The organism is Variovorax sp. V93 (genome assembly GCF_041154485.1).
GTDB lineage: Bacteria > Pseudomonadota > Gammaproteobacteria > Burkholderiales > Burkholderiaceae_C > Variovorax > Variovorax beijingensis_A.
The window spans coordinates 518750-534447 of sequence record NZ_AP028670.1 but is presented as its reverse complement, the minus strand read 5'-3'; the positions used below and the strand labels follow the sequence as shown (position 1 = coordinate 534447).

Genomic DNA, 15698 nt, shown 5'->3' with positions numbered 1-15698 from the left:
CTCAGCCCTGGACGACGGGCGGGACCAGGATGTAGCCCGCGCCACGCACCGACTTGACGATCTGCGGATCGTCCGGGTCGGCCTCGATCTTCTTGCGCAGCCGGCCGACCTGCACGTCGATCGTGCGGTCGAAGGGCGCGGCCTCGCGTCCGCGCGTCTGCTCGAGCAGGAAGTCGCGCGAGAGCACGCGTCCGGGGTGCCGCGCAAATGCGCTGAGCAGGTCGAATTCGCCGCCGGTGAGCGCCACGCTCTGTCCCTGCGGGTTCGTGAGGCTGCGGGCCGCGAGGTCGAGCTGCCAGCCGGCAAAGCGCAGCCTGTCGGGCGAGGCAAGGCCGGCCGGCGCGGCCGGGACGGGCGCGCCGGCCGCCGGTGCCTCGTCGGGCGCCAGGCGCCGGAGCACGGCCTTGACCCGCGCCACCAGCTCGCGCAGGTCGAAGGGCTTCGTCACATAGTCGTCCGCGCCCACCTCCAGGCCGACGACCTTGTCCACCGCATCGCCGCGGCCGGTGACGATGACCAGGCCGCAGCGCCAGTTCTCGCGCATGCGCCGGGCGATGGAGAAGCCGTCCTCGCCCGGCAGCCCGAGGTCGAGCAGCACGAGGTCGGCCGGGTCGCTGTCCATCAGCGTCATGAGGGACCTGCCGTCGTGCAGCTGGGTCACGCGGAAACCATGGCTTTGGAGGTAGTTGGCCAGCAGCTGCGTGATGTCGATCTCGTCGTCGAGGACCGCGATGTGAAAGGCGGGTTTCATTCGGAAGGCGTGGATTCGAATGTCACAGCAATGTTAAGAACTGTACAAGCGTAGCACGCACGCCCGGTGCGCGGCACGCCATTCTCGCCCGCCACGGTCAGCCTGCCCAGTGCCGGGCCCTCCTATGGCGCATCGGTGATCCGCATGACGACGCGTCCTTCGACGCGGCCCTGCCGCATGCGGTCGAGCACGGTGTTGATGTTGTCGAGGCGGTCCTCGGTGCACACGGTCCGCACCTTGCCTTCGCCGGCGAATTCCAGTGCTTCCTGCAGGTCCTTGCGCGTGCCGACGATCGAGCCTCGCACCGTCTTGGCGTTGAGCACCATGTCGAAGATCGGCAGCGGAAAGTCGCCGGGCGGCAGGCCGACGAGGGCCATGGTGCCGCGCTTGTGCAGCATGCCCAGGGCCTGGCCGAAGGCGCTGCGCGACACCGCGGTGACCAGCACGCCGTGCGCGCCGCGCAAGGTGCGCTGCAGCTGCGCCACCGGGTCCTCGGTGGCGGCGTTGATGACCATGTCCGCGCCGAGCGCCTTCGCCAGCTGCAGCTGGCCGTCGTGGATGTCGACGCCCACCACGTGAAAGCCCATGGCCTTCGCGTACTGCACCGCAAGATGCCCGAGCCCCCCGACGCCCGAGATCACCACCCAGTCGCCCGGCTTGCAGTCGAGCATCTTCAGGCCCTTGTAGACCGTGACGCCGGCGCACAGCACCGGCGCGATCTCGGTGAAGCCCACGTTGGCAGGCAGCCGGCCGATGTAGCCGGGGTCGGCCAGCACGTACTCGGCGTAGCCGCCATTGACGGTGTAGCCGGTCATCTGCTGCTGGTCGCACAGCGTTTCCCAGCCGGTGATGCAATGTTCGCAGTGTCCGCAGGCCGTGTGCAGCCAGGGCACGCCCACGCGGTCGCCTTCCTTCACTTCCTTCACGCCGGCACCGACGGCCGCGACGAAGCCGACACCTTCGTGGCCGGGAATGAAGGGCAGCGAAGGCTTCACGGGCCAGTCGCCGTCGGCGGCGTGCAGGTCGGTGTGGCACACGCCCGACGCGACCACTTTCACGAGCACCTGGCCGGGCGCGACCTCGGGAACGGGTACGTCCTCGATCTGCAGGGGGCGGCCGAATTCCCGTACGACGGCGGCCTTCATGGTTTGCATCGCTTCTGTTCCTCAGGCCTCCACGGCCAGTTCGTTGACCACCGAAACCACGCCGGGCGCGGACCATGCGGCGCCGCGGACCGCCTCGAGCTCCGCCCAGGAGCGCACCTTGCCGCGCAGCACGACCTGCGAGCCGTTCACGTCGACCGCGACTTGCCGCGGCGCGTCGTGGAACACGCGCACGAGCGCGTCCTGCACCTGCCGCTCCACGTCCGCGGAGCACACCTGCAGCCTGATCTTCACCAGGTTCGTGAGGCCGGTGACGCCCAGCAGGTTGCGGACCGTCGATTCGGCGGCCCGGCGCTGGTAGTCCCAGTCGACTTCGCCGGTCAGCGTGACCCATCCGCCTTCGACCATCGGCCGGACCGCGTCGCGGGGCACCTGCACATTCCATTCGAGTGCGTGGCCGACGGCCTGCGCGATGTCGGCGTCGGTGCGCTCGAGGCCGGCGGCCAGCTTCACCGAGGTCTCGACGGCCAGCGCCTTCACGCCGCCGACGCGCAGCACGGCCTGTTCTGCCGCGAGCTTTTCGGCGTAGCTGCCGAGATGGCCCGTCAGCGTCACCACGCCGTGGTTGACGATGACGCCCAAGCCGGCCGCGGAGACGGCCGGATCCCATGCCAGCTCGGCCTGGATGTCTGCCCTGAGTTGTGTATCGGATTTCATTGGATTCCTGTCGATGGAGGGGGGCTGCGGCACCGGGGCTCAGCCGCCTGCTTCCTGGCGCACCAGCAGCACGGGCACCGGGCTGCCGCGCACGACGAGGTCGGCGTCGCTGCCCAGCGCGAGGCGGCTGAAGCCGCGCCGCCCGTGGGTGCCCATCACGACCAGGTCGCATGCGGCGGTCTTGGCCTCTTCGATCACGACGTCGGCGATCCGCCCCCGCGTGACCTCGCGCAGGACGGTGTCGGCTTCCACTTCGGAGTGCGATGCGGCGGCCTTGCCGGCTGCCAGCACGGATTCCCCGTAGGCCCGCATCTTCTGCAGGCCGGCGTCGAAGCTGGAGATGGTCGACATCTCCATCAGCATCGGAAAGTCGTCGATCACGTGCAGCAGGCGCAGTTTTCCTTTCTGCTCGGCCGCCAGGCGGATGGCCTCGCGCAAGCCGCGTTCCGCCGTGGGGCTGCCGTCGATGGGAACAAGAATGCGGTGGTACATGGCGCTGTCTTCCTCTCGGCCGGACTGAAGGGGCGTCCGCCACCGGCCGATTGGCGGACACGTCGATTCTTCGGCCGGTGCGCGCGCGCGGACTTGCGCCATGTCAAGCCAGCGGCAGGGAACCGGGCGGCGGTCGGTGCCGGATGGCGCTCAGCGGTGCCGGGCCCGCTCGGCCGCGGCCTGGCAGGCGGCGCAGCGGATGGCCATCGGCTGCGCCAGCAGCCGTTCGCGCGGAATGTCTTCGCCGCAGTCGGTGCAGATGCCGTAGCGGCCTTCGGACATGCGTTGCTGCGCTTGCTCGATCTCGCTCAGCCGCCGGCGGTCGACCTCGATCTCCGCGAAGCGCACGTCGTCCTGGCGCTCGGTCTCGGCCTCGTCGGCATGGCTTCGGACCTCGTGCGCGTCGTCGGCCGCGGCTGACGGAACGCCGGGGGCGCTTGCGCGCAGATCATCCAGTGCCTGGCTCTTCAGGAATTCGAGCTTCCGGGCCAGCATGTCGCGGTCGCTTGCGTTCAGGTGTTTCATGGCGTTCTCGTTGAAATCGGCGGTCGAGGAAAAGAGGAGGTCGCGGCCGCCCGCTGCTGCGGCATGCGCACGGCGACATACGCCTGCCGTCCGTCGCGCAGCACCAGCAATGCGATCGGCCGGCCGGCCGGCGCGCGCGCCAGTGCCTGCCTGAACTGATCGACGCGATCGAGGCGCATGTCGTTGACGGCGACGATGAAATCGCCGGCGCGGATGCCTTCGCTGCGCGCGAGCCCGGTGGCGTCGCGCACCAGCAGGCCGCTGCCGATGCGCAGCTGCGCCATCTGCGCCGCAGACACCTCGCCCAGGCTCAGGCCCAGGCCGTCGTTCCATTCGGGCGGGGCCGCAGGCGCAAAGGCGGTCCGGGCCACGCGCTGTTGCGACGGCGTGACCCAGACGGTGTGCTGCGCGCCGTGCCGCCAGATCTCCATGCGGCTGCGGTCGCCCGGGATGCGGTCCTCGATCTGGCGCAGCAGGTCCGTCAGGCGCGAGACCGCAATGCCGTCGAAGGCCGTGACGATGTCGCCCTGCAGCAGGCCGGCAGCCTGCGCCGGGCTGTCCGCATCGACGCGGACCACCAGCGCCCCCGAAGCCGCGGGCAGCGCGAAGGACTGGGCCAGCTCGGGCGTCATCTCCTGGAACTCCGCGCCCAGGTGGGCGCGCCGGACCGTGCCGCCCGCGCGCAGCTGCGTGGCGATGCGCATCGCGAGGTTGATGGGCACCGCGAACGACAGGCCCATGTAGCCGCCGCTGCCGCTGTAGATCATCGAATTCATGCCGACGACCTCGCCGCGGCTGTCGAAGAGCGGACTGCCGGAACTGCCCGGATTGATGGCGACATCGGTCTGGATGAAGGGCACGTCGCCGGCCCCGCCCACGAGGCGGTCGACGGCGCTGACCACCCCCGCGGTGACGCTGCCATGGAAGCCGAACGGCGCGCTGATGGCGGCCACCCAGTCGCCGGGCGCGAGCCGCGAGGAGTCTCCGATGACGGCGGCGGACAGGCCGCCGGCATCGATCTTCAGCAGGCCCACATCGGTGCGCTTGTCGGCGCCGACCACGTGCGCCGCAAAGCGCCGGCCGTCATCGAGCCGGACCTGGGCTTCGTCGATGTCCGCGACCACGTGCGCGCTCGTGAGGATCAGGCCGTCGCTGCTGATGATCACGCCGGAGGCCAGGTCGCGGATCTGGCTGATGTGCACGCTGGCCGGCAGCGGCCAGGCGAGGCGGTCGGCAAAGTCGCGCTCGGGCGCGATTTCGAGCTCGATGTCCTCCGGATTCTGGTCGCGTCCGATGCGCAGCGTGCTGATGTCGACCACCGAGGCGCTTCGGCTGGCCACCAGCGAGGAGAAGGCCGGTGCCGGAGGCGTCCCGCCGGACCGCGCGGCGTCGGACGCCGGCGCCGCGACCGGCAAGGGCGCCGTGGCGCAGGCCGCGAGCAGCGCGAACAGGCCGGCACACGCCGGGGCGAGGATGAAGCGGGGGATCGATGGCACGGAATACCTGGTCAGGAAGCCTGGGGCGAGAGGGTGGCGGGCCGGACCGCCGGCTGCGTGCCTTCGGCGGCGCGCACCGCCGTGCCGAAGCCCTGCAGCCGCGCGGCGAAACTGCCGCTGTCGACTTCGCGCGTGGTGAACGCGGTGTCGAGGATGGGAGTGCGTCCGAGCAGGCGGCCGATCTCGGCCACGGCATGGGGGGCGCCGCGCCCTCCCATGACCGATATCACGGCCACATCGGGCAGGTGATTGCACTGCGCGGCCACGAAGCTGCGCATGGGACCGGCCAGGCGCTGGCCCCAGATCGGCGACACCAGCACCACGGCATCGAACTGCGCTGTCTCCGGGCCCTGGTAGCGGATCGCGGGGCGCCGGCGAAAGAAGGAATCGAGCATGCAGCGCCAGCTGCCGGACGCACCGGCGCGCGGCCGTGTCTCGACGATCTCGGCCATGGGCCAGCCCTGCTGGCTGCACAGCAGCTCGGCCACCTTGCGGGACGTTCCCGTGTAGGAGTAAACGACCACGAGGATCTGGTTCATGGCGGTCCTTGGTGTGTGTTCAGGAAAGGCCAATGTAGGCCGCGCGCGGCGCCGCGGCCTTGATCTGGAACAAGCCCGCTTGCCGCGCCGGCGGCGAAGATCCGGCCATCTCGAACACGATCCGCAAAGGAACACCATGAAAATCCTTCTCGCCGTCGACGGCAGCGAATACACGGCCCGCATGCTCGACTACCTGGCCGCGCACAAGGAGTGGTCGAACGCGGGCCATGCGTTCACGGTCTTCAATGCCGTGCTTCCGGTGCCGCATCGCGCCGCGGCATTTGCCGGCCCGGACCTCGTGCACAACTTCTACGACGGCGAGGCGCGCGACGTTCTCGATCCCGTGCGTGCGGCGCTCGCCGTGCATGGCATCGAGGCGGCCTTCGCCCACAAGGTGGGCCATCCGGCGGACGAGATCGCCGCCTTTGCGACGCATGGAAAGTTCGACCTCGTGATCATGGGGTCGCGCGGTCACGGCGCACTGGCGAACCTCGTGCTGGGCTCGGTGGCGATGAAGGTGCTGGCCCGTTGCACGGTGCCCGTGCTGCTGGTGCGCTGAGTGGCCGTGGCCGCACCGAGGATGTTTTTCCAACGCCGAAAGGATCTGCCATGAAAACTGCCCACATGCTGGGAGCGGCCGCGCTGGCCCTTCTGGCCGGTTGCACCGCGCTGCCCTCGAGGGACGGCACGCAGGACAAGGACCATGCGCTGCACCATCCGTCCGCGGGGCCTGCGACCCCGGCGTTGACGCCGGACCAGCAGATGGCGCGGATGCGCGAGATGCATCGGAAGATGATGGGCGCCCGCACGCCCCAGGAACGCCAGGCGCTGATGGCCGAACACATGGAGGCCATGCAGGGCGGGATGTCGATGATGTGCCAGATGGGTGCGGCGCCGGCCGCGCAGCCCGGTGCCCCCGCCGGCGACATGATGAAGCGCTGCATGGCCATGAAGGACATGGCCACGCAGATGATGCTGGACCGCGAAAAGCCCCCGTCGCCCGCACGCTAGCCAGCTCGGCGCCGTGCCGCAGCGGCGCGGCCCGCTCAAGGCACCAGCACCGCAGCGCCCTCGATCCGGCCTGCGCGCAGGTCGGCCAGTGCCTCGTTGGCCTGCGCCAGCGCATAGGTCGTGGCATGCACCCGCAGCGGATGCGCCTGCGCGAAATCGAGGAACTCGCGCGCGTCGGCGCGTGTCAGGTTGGCTACCGACACCAGGCTGCGCTCCTCCCACAGCAGCCGGTAGGGAAAGGCCGGGATGTCGCTCATGTGGATGCCGCCGCAGACCACCCGGGCGCCCTTGCGCACCGCGCGCAGGGCCGCCGGCACCAGTTCGCCGGCGGGCGCGAAGATGATGGCCGCATCCAGCGGCTCGGGCGGGCGCTTGTCGGCATCGCCCGCCCATGCGGCGCCGAGGCTGCGCGCGAAGGCCTGGGCCGCGAGGTCGCCGGGCCGGGTGAACGCGTAGACCTCGCGCCCCTGGGCCTTGGCGGCCTGGGCCACCAGATGCGCCGCGGCACCGAATCCATAGAGGCCCAGCCGGTGCGCGCCCTCGCCGGCGGCCTTCAGGCTGCGCCAGCCGATCAGGCCGGCGCACAGCAAGGGCGCGATGCGGGCGGCATCGGCTTCGGGCATGGACAGCGGCAGGCAGAACGCCGCCTCGGCGACCACATGGCTCGCGAAGCCGCCGTCGCGGTGATAGCCGGTGAAGCGCGGCGCGTCGCACAGGTTCTCGCGTCCCTCGGCGCAAAAGGCGCAGCAGCCGCAGCTGTGGCCCAGCCATGGCACGCCCACCCGGTCGCCGACGCGATGGCTTTCGACACCCGCGCCGAGCGCTTCCACCACGCCCACGATCTCGTGGCCCGGCACGATCGGCAGCACGGGCAGCGGCAGCTCGCCGTCGACGATGTGCAGGTCGGTGCGGCAGACTGCACAGGCCAGCACGCGCAGGCGCAGCTCGCCCGCACCGGGAGCCGGGATCCTGCGGCGCTGCATCTCGAGGGGCAGCATCGCCGCGGGCAGGACCATGGCGCGCATGGTGTCGGGTTCGTCAGTCATGTCGGAACTCGCCTTCCGGGAAGAGGCAGGCCGCGGTCGGCGCGTGGCTCAGCCCATGTATTTGCCGCCGTTGATCGACAGCGTGATGCCGGTGATGAAACCCGAGTCGTCCGAAGCCAGGAACGCGATGCCGCGCGCAATCTCGGCGGGCGTGGCCAGGCGGCCGGCCGGAATGCTCGTCAGGATGCGTGCCATCACCTGCGGGTCGACCGCCCCGACCATGGGGGTGTCGGTGTAGCCCGGCGCCACCACGTTGGCCGTGATGTTGTGCGAGGCGCCTTCAAGCGCCAGTGACCTCGTGAAGCCCACCAGCCCGGCCTTGGTCGCTGCGTAGTTGGTCTGGCCCAACTGACCCGACAGGCCGTTGACCGACCCGAGGTTCACGATGCGTCCGAAGCGCCGCTCGCGCATGCCGCCGATGACGGCGCGGCACATGTGGAAGCAGCCGCCGAGGTTGACGTCGAGCACCTCTTTCCATTGCTCGAAGCTCATCTTGTGCAGCATCGCGTCACGCGTGATGCCCGCGTTGTTGACGAGCACCTCCACCGGGCCCAGCGCCGCCTCGACGCGGGCCACGCCGGCGGCGCAGGCCTGCGCGTCGGCCACGTTCCAGGCAAAGGCCGGAATGCCGGTGCGCGCGGTGAACGCCTCGGCAACCTGCAGGCGGCTGGCGTGGTTGACGGCCACGCGGTAACCGGCAGACTGCAGCGCCTCGGCCGTGGCCGCTCCGATGCCGGAGGTTCCGCCGGTGACCAGTGCGACGCGGCTCAATTGTCCACCGCGAGATCGTTCACGACCAGCGAAACACCGGGCGCCGCCCAGGCCGCGCCCTGCACCGCATTGCGCTCGGCCCAGGAATGGACCTTGCCGCGCAGCGTGACCTGCGAGCCGTTCACCGTGATGGCCAGGTGCTTGGCTTCGCGGTCGGCCTGGCGCGCGAGCGCTTCGTGGATCTTCTTCTCGACGTCGGCCGGCCTGACCTTGGGCGTGACGTTGACGAGGTTGGACACGCCCCGCACGCCCATCAGGTTGCGCACGGCACTTTCCGCGGCCCGGCGCTGGTACTCCCACTCGACCTCGCCGTTCAGCGTGAGCCAGCCCTTTTCCACCATCGGGCGGATCTTGCCGTCCGGCACCAGCACGTTCCATTCGAGTGCCCGCTCGGCGGCCATCGCAATGTCGGCGTCGGTGCGCTCGTTGTCGAACGGAACCTTGACCGTGATCTCGACGGCCACGGCCTTCACGCCGTGCACGCGCTGCACCGCGCGTTCGACGGCGTACTTCTCGGCAAAGCTCGCCAGATGGCCGGTCAGGGTGGCCACGCCGTCCTTGACGATCACGCCGACGTCGGAGGCCTTGAACGACGGGTCCCAGGCCAGTTCCGCCTGGATGTCGTCTCGCAATTGCGCATCGGTTTTCATGAGGTTTCCTTCAGTGAATGAACTTGGGATCGGTCCCGAGAAAAGCCGTCGGCAACCGTGCATCCACTCTAGGAACGCCGTGCGCCCGGCGTATTGCGCTGGATCAATTCACGCGCCGGCTCAGGCGACGCTGCCCAGCAGCAGTGCCTGCACCACGAAGCGCCGGTTGTCCGCCGGCGAGGTCCGCTCGTCGAGCAGCTCGGCGAGCCGGGCCGTGGAGTGGCTTGCACAAGCGAGGCCGTCGTAGACGGGAATGCCTGCCTTCAGGCCGATCTGCCGCACGACCTCGGGCGCCATGCCCTGGCACTCCAGCGCGTCGTAGAAGCGGCCGAGGATGCGTGCGCTGTGCTGCACTTCGGCGGGGCTGCCGAGATTCGAGAGCGCGGGGCGGATGGTTGCCACGTGCGCGCCCAGCTCCTCGGCCGCGCGCTGGAACAGCAGCCGGCTTTCGGTGCCGTCGGCGCCTTCGTCGCAGAGGATCCCGAGCTTCTTGCCCCTGAGCTGCGGCGACAGGGCGCCCCGCAGGAATGCCGCCTGCAGCAGGCGCGCACGGCCCACCAGCGCCGTCTCCTCCGCGGGCGACAGCGCATGGAATGCCGAGACATTGTGGTTCTCGAAGGGAAAGAGCATGAACCCCCTGGGTGTGAGTGCGCAGAGGTTAGCCGGGCGGGGGCAGGCCGGGCTTGATACAGATCAAGTCCGGTTGCACCGGCGCTGATACGCGCCGGACACAAAGCATTCACCGAGCGTTACCCACCGATTCCGGCCGTTGTCACTGTGTTGCCGCGCGCTTCCTAGCATCCCTCCATCGACCCGCGACTCACCATCTACACCAGGAGCTTCCACATGTTCAACCCGTCCCTGACCCAAGCCGCCGCACCTGCGATGAACGGATTCCTGGCTGCACGCGCCGTGCCGAAAGCCGGCCTGGCGGTCCACGAGCGGGCCAGCCAGAAGCTGGTGGAGACGCAGCAGCTGCTGAAGGAGCGCCTCAACCCGCAGCGCCGCGTCGTGCATGCGGGCGACCTGATCTACCAGGCCGGCGAGCGCTTCGGCAATCTCTACATCCTGAACTCGGGCTTCTTCAAGATCGTGAACCTGTCCGCGGACGGGCGCGAGCAGGTGGTGGGCCTGAAGTTCCGCGGCGACTGGCTCGGCTTCGACGGCATCGCCGCCAACCACTATTCCTGCGACGCCGTGGCGATGGACACGGGCGAGGTCTGGGTCGTCTCCTACGAGGCGCTGCTGGCCGCCTGCCTGGCCGAGCCTGCGCTGCTGCAGGTGTTCCACACTGCGATGAGCCGCGAGATCGCCCATGACCGGGATTCGCTGATGTCGGTGTGCACGCTGCCGGCTGACGCCCGCGTGGCCGACTTCCTGCGCTACTGGGCTGAATCGCTGGCCGAGCGCGGCATGCGCACCGACCAGATCACGCTGCGCATGACGCGCGCCGAGATCGGCAACTACCTCGGCATGACGCTCGAAAGCGTGAGCCGGGCGCTGTCCAGGCTGGCGCGCGACAAGGTGATCGAGTTCGTGGAGAAGGGGCGTCGCGACGTGCAGATCCCGGACGTGGGGGCCTTGTCGGCCTTCGTGCAGCGCTGCCTTGCGCCCGTGCCCGCGCCCGCCATGCTGCAGTGAGGCGTGCGGCGCGGCGGGTCGATCCGGATCGGCAACCGGCCCCCGCAGCGGGAACAATCCACCATGGCGCGATGCTTCGACGTCTGCAACGGGGATGCCGACGGTCTCTGCGCGGTCGTCCAGTGGCGTCTTGAGGACACCCGGCCGGCCGAGTTGGTGACCGGGCTGAAGCGCGATCTGGCGCTGCTCGACCGGGTCGTCGATGCGCAGGCGGGCGACGAAGTCAATGTGTTCGACCTGTCCATGCAGCGCAATCGCGCCGGCCTGTTGCGGCTGCTCACACGGGGCGTGCACGTGCGCTACTTCGACCATCACGCGAGCGGAGGACTTCCCTCCCATCCCTGCCTGGAATCCCACGTCGACGAGGCGAGCGATGCCTGCACCAGCCTTCTGGTCGACGCCCATCTGGGCGGTGCGCACCGCGCCTGGGCCCTCGTCGGCGCCTATGGCGACAACTTGGCTGCGGTCGCCGACCGGCTGGACTTTGACGGCGGTGTCGAGCCCGGCGACCGCGCGGGGCTGCGGCGACTGGGCGAGCTGATCAACTACAACGCCTACGGCGACGACGAGCGCGATGTCTGCATTCCGCCCCGCCTGCTGTACCCGCTCATGGCGCGCTACGCAGATCCGCGCGACATGATGGCGCGCGAATCCATCGTCGAGGACATCGACGCCATGCGACGCAGCGATCTGCGCCAGGCGGCGAGGGCGACCCTGCTCTGGCAGGGCCCTGCGGGCCGCGTGCACATGCTGCCCGACGCGCCATGGAGCCGGCGCGTGCTCGGGTGCTTCGCCAATCATCTCGCCACCGAGGCGCCGGGCCTGGCGCATGCTGTGCTGAGGCCGGGGGGCGAAGGCTATGTCGCCAGCGTGCGCGCGCCGCTGGCGCATCCGCAGGGCGCCCACGCGCTGTGCCGCCGGTTCGGGGGCGCCGGGCGCGCCCGCGCCGCCGGCATCGACAGCCTGGGCGCCGGCGACCTGAGGCGCTTCATTGCTGCCTTCGCCAGCACTTCCTGGTCCTCCATGCCGGATGCTCCGGCGGCTTCGGAGCCTTCATGAACATGAAGCAAGGAATGCGGCCCCGGCTGGCCCTGGTGTTCGCGCTGGCCGTTGCCCTGCTCGCCCGACAACGGCACGGGCATGACGCCGGCCGTGGCGGGATTCTCGATCCAGTCCGACGGTTGCCTGCGCATCGCATCCGCGCCCGGGCGCGGCACCTCCATCGGCCTTGTTCTGCCGGTCTTCGAAACTCCGGCGGGTTCCACCCCCGGCGGCAGGGAGGTGAATCATGAAGTCCGATGCGCAGTTGAAGAATGAGGTGGCCCGCGAACTGGAATGGGAGCCTGCCGTCAACGCCGCGAATGTCGGGGTGGCGGTGAGGCACGGCGTGGTGACGCTGAGAGGCCACCTCGACACCTGTGCCGAGAAGCTCGCCATCGAACGTGCCGTGCAGCGCGTGCGAGGCGTTCGGGCGCTGGCCATCAAGCTCGATGTCGAGTTGTCGCCCCGGCACAAGCGCAGCGACTCGGAAATCGCAGCGGCCGCGGAGGCTGCCCTGAAATGGCATTCGGAAATTCCCCCGCATCGCATCCAGGTGAGCGTTGACAACGGCCGGATCCACCTCAAGGGCGAACTCGATTGGGAGTATCAGCGCAATGCGGCTGTGCGTGCGGTGGAGGCGCTGGTCGGTGTCGTGCGAGTCCAGAACAGCATCGCACTGAAGGCACACCTCATCCCGGCCGACATCGGAACCCCGATTCGCGAAGCGCTCGAGCGCCAGGCCCAGGACGCGTCCGACCGCATCGAAGTGGTCGTCAGCGGTGCCAGCGTCATCCTGCGCGGCACGGTGCATTCCTGGGCGGCCCGTGCGGCTGCGCAAGGGGCCGCGTGGTCGAGCCCGGGCATATCGAACGTGGTGAACGAACTCAGGGTGGCGGGCTGATCGGCACCGGCGCGTTGCGGCAGGTTCCCTTGAGGTGCGTCAATTCGGCGCGAGCACGGCATGCCTAGCATGGGCGATGCGTGCCGGATGCACGCCAACCCGATGAAAAAGGACGATGCCATGAACACGACAATTCACGCCGCCACGCAAGCGCTGGAGCGGGCCCTGGACGAGACGATCGGCGAGGGGCGGTTCGCCGCGGCCGGCGACAAGCTGATCGCGAACTTCCAGCGCGCATGCTCGCAGGTCGATGCGCTGCAGGACGACACCGTGCGCGCGGCGAGATCGGCGGTCCGCCGCACGGACCGGGCCATCCACCGTCACCCGTACAGCGCGATCGGCGTCGTTGCGGTGGCCGGCATCGTCATCGGAATCCTGGCGGCAAGGCGCTGAGGCGCGCGGGCCGCGATCGCGAGGTGTTCCCGGCTCAGCGGCCGCCGCCCGGCGGCTGGCGGCTTATCCATTCTCTTGCCTTGGCGATGCCGATGCGGATGGCTTTCCCGTCGTCATATCCCTCGGCGAGCAGGGCGTTGGCGATCTCCACCGCCTTTTGCCGCACGCGCGGCGGCAGCCGGCGCATCGCGGGGGGGTAGCGCTCGTCGGTCCAGGGCATGCGCGCCTCAGGCGCCCGCCGCGCCGGTGCGCGGCGGTTCTTCGGCGGGAGTCAATCCGTCGCGTATCGCGTCGTCCACCGTGTCCAGACCGATGATGCGAAGCGTCGCGCGAACGCTGTCGGGCACATCGCGCAGGTCCTTCAGGTTGCGCGATGGCAGCAGCACGGTGCGCACACCGGCGCGCTGCGCCGCGAGCACCTTTTCCTTGATGCCGCCGACCGGCAGGACCAGGCCGCGCAGGCTGATCTCGCCGGTCATGGCCACGTCGTGGCGCACCGGCCTGCCGGTGTATAGCGACGCCAGCGCGATGAAAAGCGCAACACCGGCGCTCGGACCGTCCTTGGGAATGGCGCCGGCCGGGATGTGCAGATGGATGTCGACGTCGGCGAAACCCGTCGGCGACACGCCCAGCGAGGCCGCGCGCGCCTTCATCAGCGTGAGCGCGGCCTGCGCGCTCTCCTTCATCACCTCGCCCAGGTGCCCTGTGAGGTTCAGCTTGCCGTTGCCCGGCACGCGGGTGGCCTCGATGAAGAGGATCTCGCCGCCCGCGGGCGTCCACGCCAGCCCGGTGGCCACGCCCGTCACGTGGCCGTTGCCGGTCAGCGCGGCCTCGTGTTCGTAGGGCGCCGGGCCCAGGATGGCCTCCAGGTCGGATGCGTCGATGCGGATATCGGCCGTCGAGCCTTCGGCGACTTTCACTGCGGCGTGGCGCATGACGCGCCCGAGTTCGCGCTCGAGCTGGCGCACCCCCGCCTCGCGGGTGTAGTCCGAAACGATGGACCGCAGCGCGTCGGCCGAGATCTCGCATTGCCCTTCCTTCAGGCCGTTGGATTCGCGTTGGCGCTGGATCAGGTAGGTCTGCGCGATCTGCATCTTTTCTTCCTGCGTGTAGCCCGGCAGTTCGATCACCTCCATCCGGTCGCGCATCGGCGCCGGGACGTTGTCGATCACGTTCGCGGTGGCGATGAACACCACCCGGCTCAGGTCGAACGGCACGCCGAGGTAGTTGTCGCGGAAACTGTTGTTCTGCTCGGGGTCGAGCACTTCGAGCAGCGCGGCCGACGGGTCGCCGTGGGCGCTGGCGCCGATCTTGTCGATCTCGTCGAGCATCATCACGCAATCCCGGGCGCCGGCACGCCGCAGTCCCTGCACGATGTTGCCGGGCATCGCGCCGATGTAGGTGCGCCGGTGCCCCCGGATCTCCGCCTCGTCGTGCACCCCTCCGAGCGACACGCGCGTGAAGGGGCGCTGGATCGCGCGCGCGATGCTCTGGCCGAGCGAGGTCTTGCCGACGCCGGGCGGCCCCACGAAGCACAGGATGGGCGCGCGGCCGATGGGGTTGAGCTTTCGCACCGCGAGAAACTCGACGATGCGCTGCTTCACGCGCTCGAGCCCGAAATGGTCGGCCTCGAGCGACCGGCGCGCCGCCGCGAGGTCGAGCGGCGCTTCCGGCTCGATGGTCCACGGAAGCTCCACCATCCAGTCGAGGTAGTTGCGCAGCATCGAGTATTCGCCCGACGCGTCGGGCATCCCGCGCAGGCGGCCGAGTTCCTTGCGGGTGTGCGCCTCGACGTCCGCAGGCATGCCGGCCGCGGCAATCGCCGCTTCGATCCGCGCGAACTCCTCGTCGTCGGCGCCTGTTTCGCCCAGCGCGGCCTGAATCGTCTTCAGCTGCTGGCGCAACACGAACTTGCGCTGCTGGTCGTCGAGCTGCTCCTTGGTCCGCTCGCCGATTTCCCGCGACAGCCGAAGAACCTCCAGGCGGTGCGAGAGCAGCTTCAGGAGCTGGCCGATGCGTTCCGAGGGCGACAGCATCTCGAGCAAGGCCTGCTTCTCGTTCACGTCGGCGTCGATCACGCTGGCCGTGATGTCGGCCAGGGCGGACGGCTCCCGCGTGGTCTGCAGCGCATGCACCAGCTCCGCCGGCACGCTGGGCAACAGCGACAGCAGCTCGGTCGCGCGCTCCCGCAGCTGGAGCGCCAACGCCTCGGACTCGGCGGACACGTCGGCGGCCTCCTCGACGATCTCGATCCTGGCAGCGAGATAGGGTTGGCCTTCCACAGGCGCCACGATGCGGAACCGTTTCAAGCCCTGGCAGACGGCGTGGTACTGTCCTTCGCCGGAGTCGATGTGCTGCACGATTCTCGCAAGGGTACCCACGACGCATAGGCTCGCGACCGACGGATCGTCTTCGCCCGGCTCCTTCTGCAGGACGATGCCGATGGGCACCTCGCCGGCGATCGCTTGCTGGAGCGCGGCAATCGATTTCTCACGTCCCACGCTCACGGCCGTCACGACATGCGGGAACAGCACGAGGTTGCGCATCGGGATCAGCGCCACCACCTCGGGCAGCGCAGCAGCGGAGGGCGGGGCGGGGGCAGTGGTCATGGGATTCTCCGT

At 69.6% G+C, this 15698-nt stretch carries 19 protein-coding genes; 6 read left to right on the top strand and 13 right to left on the bottom strand.

The window, feature by feature from the left end; translation table 11 throughout:
- Position 1: 1 nt before the first annotated feature.
- From ACAM54_RS28535 to ACAM54_RS28505, 7 genes are all read right to left on the bottom strand, one after another.
- The gene (locus tag ACAM54_RS28535) at positions 2-751 is read right to left on the bottom strand and encodes a response regulator (protein WP_192325775.1); all 750 of its coding nucleotides are present in this window, start codon (positions 749-751) and stop codon (positions 2-4) included.
- A gap of 122 nt (positions 752-873) precedes the next feature.
- Positions 874-1905, bottom strand: coding sequence for an alcohol dehydrogenase AdhP (gene adhP / locus ACAM54_RS28530; RefSeq protein WP_192325773.1), 1032 nt, complete (start codon positions 1903-1905; stop codon positions 874-876).
- Positions 1906-1917: 12 nt separating this feature from the next.
- A complete protein-coding gene (locus tag ACAM54_RS28525; RefSeq protein ID WP_145744182.1) occupies positions 1918-2571 on the bottom strand; it encodes a BON domain-containing protein in 654 nt (217 codons plus the stop codon).
- A 39-nt stretch (positions 2572-2610) separates the two neighbouring features.
- The gene (locus ACAM54_RS28520) at positions 2611-3063 is read right to left on the bottom strand and encodes a universal stress protein (RefSeq protein WP_369651523.1); all 453 of its coding nucleotides are present in this window, start codon (positions 3061-3063) and stop codon (positions 2611-2613) included.
- A gap of 150 nt (positions 3064-3213) precedes the next feature.
- Complete coding sequence (locus tag ACAM54_RS28515) at positions 3214-3588, bottom strand: TraR/DksA C4-type zinc finger protein (RefSeq protein ID WP_192325769.1); 375 nt, start codon at positions 3586-3588, stop codon at positions 3214-3216.
- Complete coding sequence (locus ACAM54_RS28510; RefSeq protein WP_318646698.1) at positions 3585-5084, bottom strand: trypsin-like peptidase domain-containing protein; 1500 nt, start codon at positions 5082-5084, stop codon at positions 3585-3587. Before ACAM54_RS28510 ends, ACAM54_RS28515 begins: the two co-directional genes overlap by 4 nt.
- An 11-nt stretch (positions 5085-5095) precedes the next feature.
- Entirely contained in the window at positions 5096-5623 is a 528-nt protein-coding gene (locus tag ACAM54_RS28505) for a flavodoxin family protein (protein WP_369651524.1), read from the bottom strand.
- Between the two features lie 136 nt (positions 5624-5759).
- Here ACAM54_RS28505 and ACAM54_RS28500 point away from each other — a divergent pair, with 136 nt between their 5' ends.
- Complete coding sequence (locus tag ACAM54_RS28500; RefSeq protein ID WP_192325765.1) at positions 5760-6182, top strand: universal stress protein; 423 nt, start codon at positions 5760-5762, stop codon at positions 6180-6182.
- Positions 6183-6232: 50 nt separating this feature from the next.
- Entirely contained in the window at positions 6233-6634 is a 402-nt protein-coding gene (locus ACAM54_RS28495) for a hypothetical protein (RefSeq protein ID WP_369651525.1), read from the top strand.
- A 35-nt stretch (positions 6635-6669) separates the two neighbouring features.
- Here the strand turns inward: ACAM54_RS28495 and ACAM54_RS28490 are convergent, their stop codons facing one another.
- The 4 genes from ACAM54_RS28490 to ACAM54_RS28475 form a co-directional block, all read right to left on the bottom strand.
- A complete protein-coding gene (locus ACAM54_RS28490; protein ID WP_369651844.1) occupies positions 6670-7659 on the bottom strand; it encodes a zinc-dependent alcohol dehydrogenase family protein in 990 nt (329 codons plus the stop codon).
- Between the two features lie 69 nt (positions 7660-7728).
- The gene (locus ACAM54_RS28485; RefSeq protein WP_192325763.1) at positions 7729-8451 is read right to left on the bottom strand and encodes an acetoacetyl-CoA reductase; all 723 of its coding nucleotides are present in this window, start codon (positions 8449-8451) and stop codon (positions 7729-7731) included.
- Positions 8448-9101 (bottom strand): BON domain-containing protein, encoded by a 654-nt coding sequence (locus ACAM54_RS28480; RefSeq protein ID WP_192325761.1) that lies wholly within the window; start codon positions 9099-9101, stop codon positions 8448-8450. The genes ACAM54_RS28485 and ACAM54_RS28480 overlap by 4 nt, the downstream gene beginning before the upstream one ends.
- A 120-nt stretch (positions 9102-9221) precedes the next feature.
- Entirely contained in the window at positions 9222-9731 is a 510-nt protein-coding gene (locus tag ACAM54_RS28475) for an ornithine carbamoyltransferase (protein ID WP_192325759.1), read from the bottom strand.
- Between the two features lie 216 nt (positions 9732-9947).
- On the opposite strand from ACAM54_RS28475, the gene ACAM54_RS28470 reads away from it, so the two are divergent.
- The 4 genes from ACAM54_RS28470 (at position 9948) to ACAM54_RS28455 (ending at position 13077) form a co-directional block, all read left to right on the top strand.
- Positions 9948-10742: a Crp/Fnr family transcriptional regulator gene (locus tag ACAM54_RS28470; RefSeq protein WP_369651526.1), complete on the top strand. Its 795-nt coding sequence runs from the start codon at positions 9948-9950 to the stop codon at positions 10740-10742.
- Positions 10743-10805: 63 nt separating this feature from the next.
- Positions 10806-11801 carry a hypothetical protein gene (locus ACAM54_RS28465; RefSeq protein WP_369651527.1) on the top strand — a complete coding sequence of 332 codons (996 nt, stop codon included), beginning with the start codon at positions 10806-10808 and terminating at the stop codon, positions 11799-11801.
- Between the two features lie 229 nt (positions 11802-12030).
- Entirely contained in the window at positions 12031-12684 is a 654-nt protein-coding gene (locus ACAM54_RS28460; protein ID WP_192325754.1) for a BON domain-containing protein, read from the top strand.
- Positions 12685-12804: 120 nt separating this feature from the next.
- Entirely contained in the window at positions 12805-13077 is a 273-nt protein-coding gene (locus ACAM54_RS28455) for a YqjD family protein (RefSeq protein WP_369651909.1), read from the top strand.
- A 34-nt stretch (positions 13078-13111) separates the two neighbouring features.
- Here ACAM54_RS28455 and ACAM54_RS28450 read toward each other — a convergent pair whose 3' ends face one another.
- Together ACAM54_RS28450 and lon are read right to left on the bottom strand one after the other, a co-directional pair.
- Positions 13112-13297 carry a hypothetical protein gene (locus ACAM54_RS28450; protein ID WP_369651528.1) on the bottom strand — a complete coding sequence of 62 codons (186 nt, stop codon included), beginning with the start codon at positions 13295-13297 and terminating at the stop codon, positions 13112-13114.
- A 7-nt stretch (positions 13298-13304) separates the two neighbouring features.
- Positions 13305-15686: an endopeptidase La gene (lon, locus tag ACAM54_RS28445; protein ID WP_369651529.1), complete on the bottom strand. Its 2382-nt coding sequence runs from the start codon at positions 15684-15686 to the stop codon at positions 13305-13307.
- Positions 15687-15698: the final 12 nt, after the last annotated feature.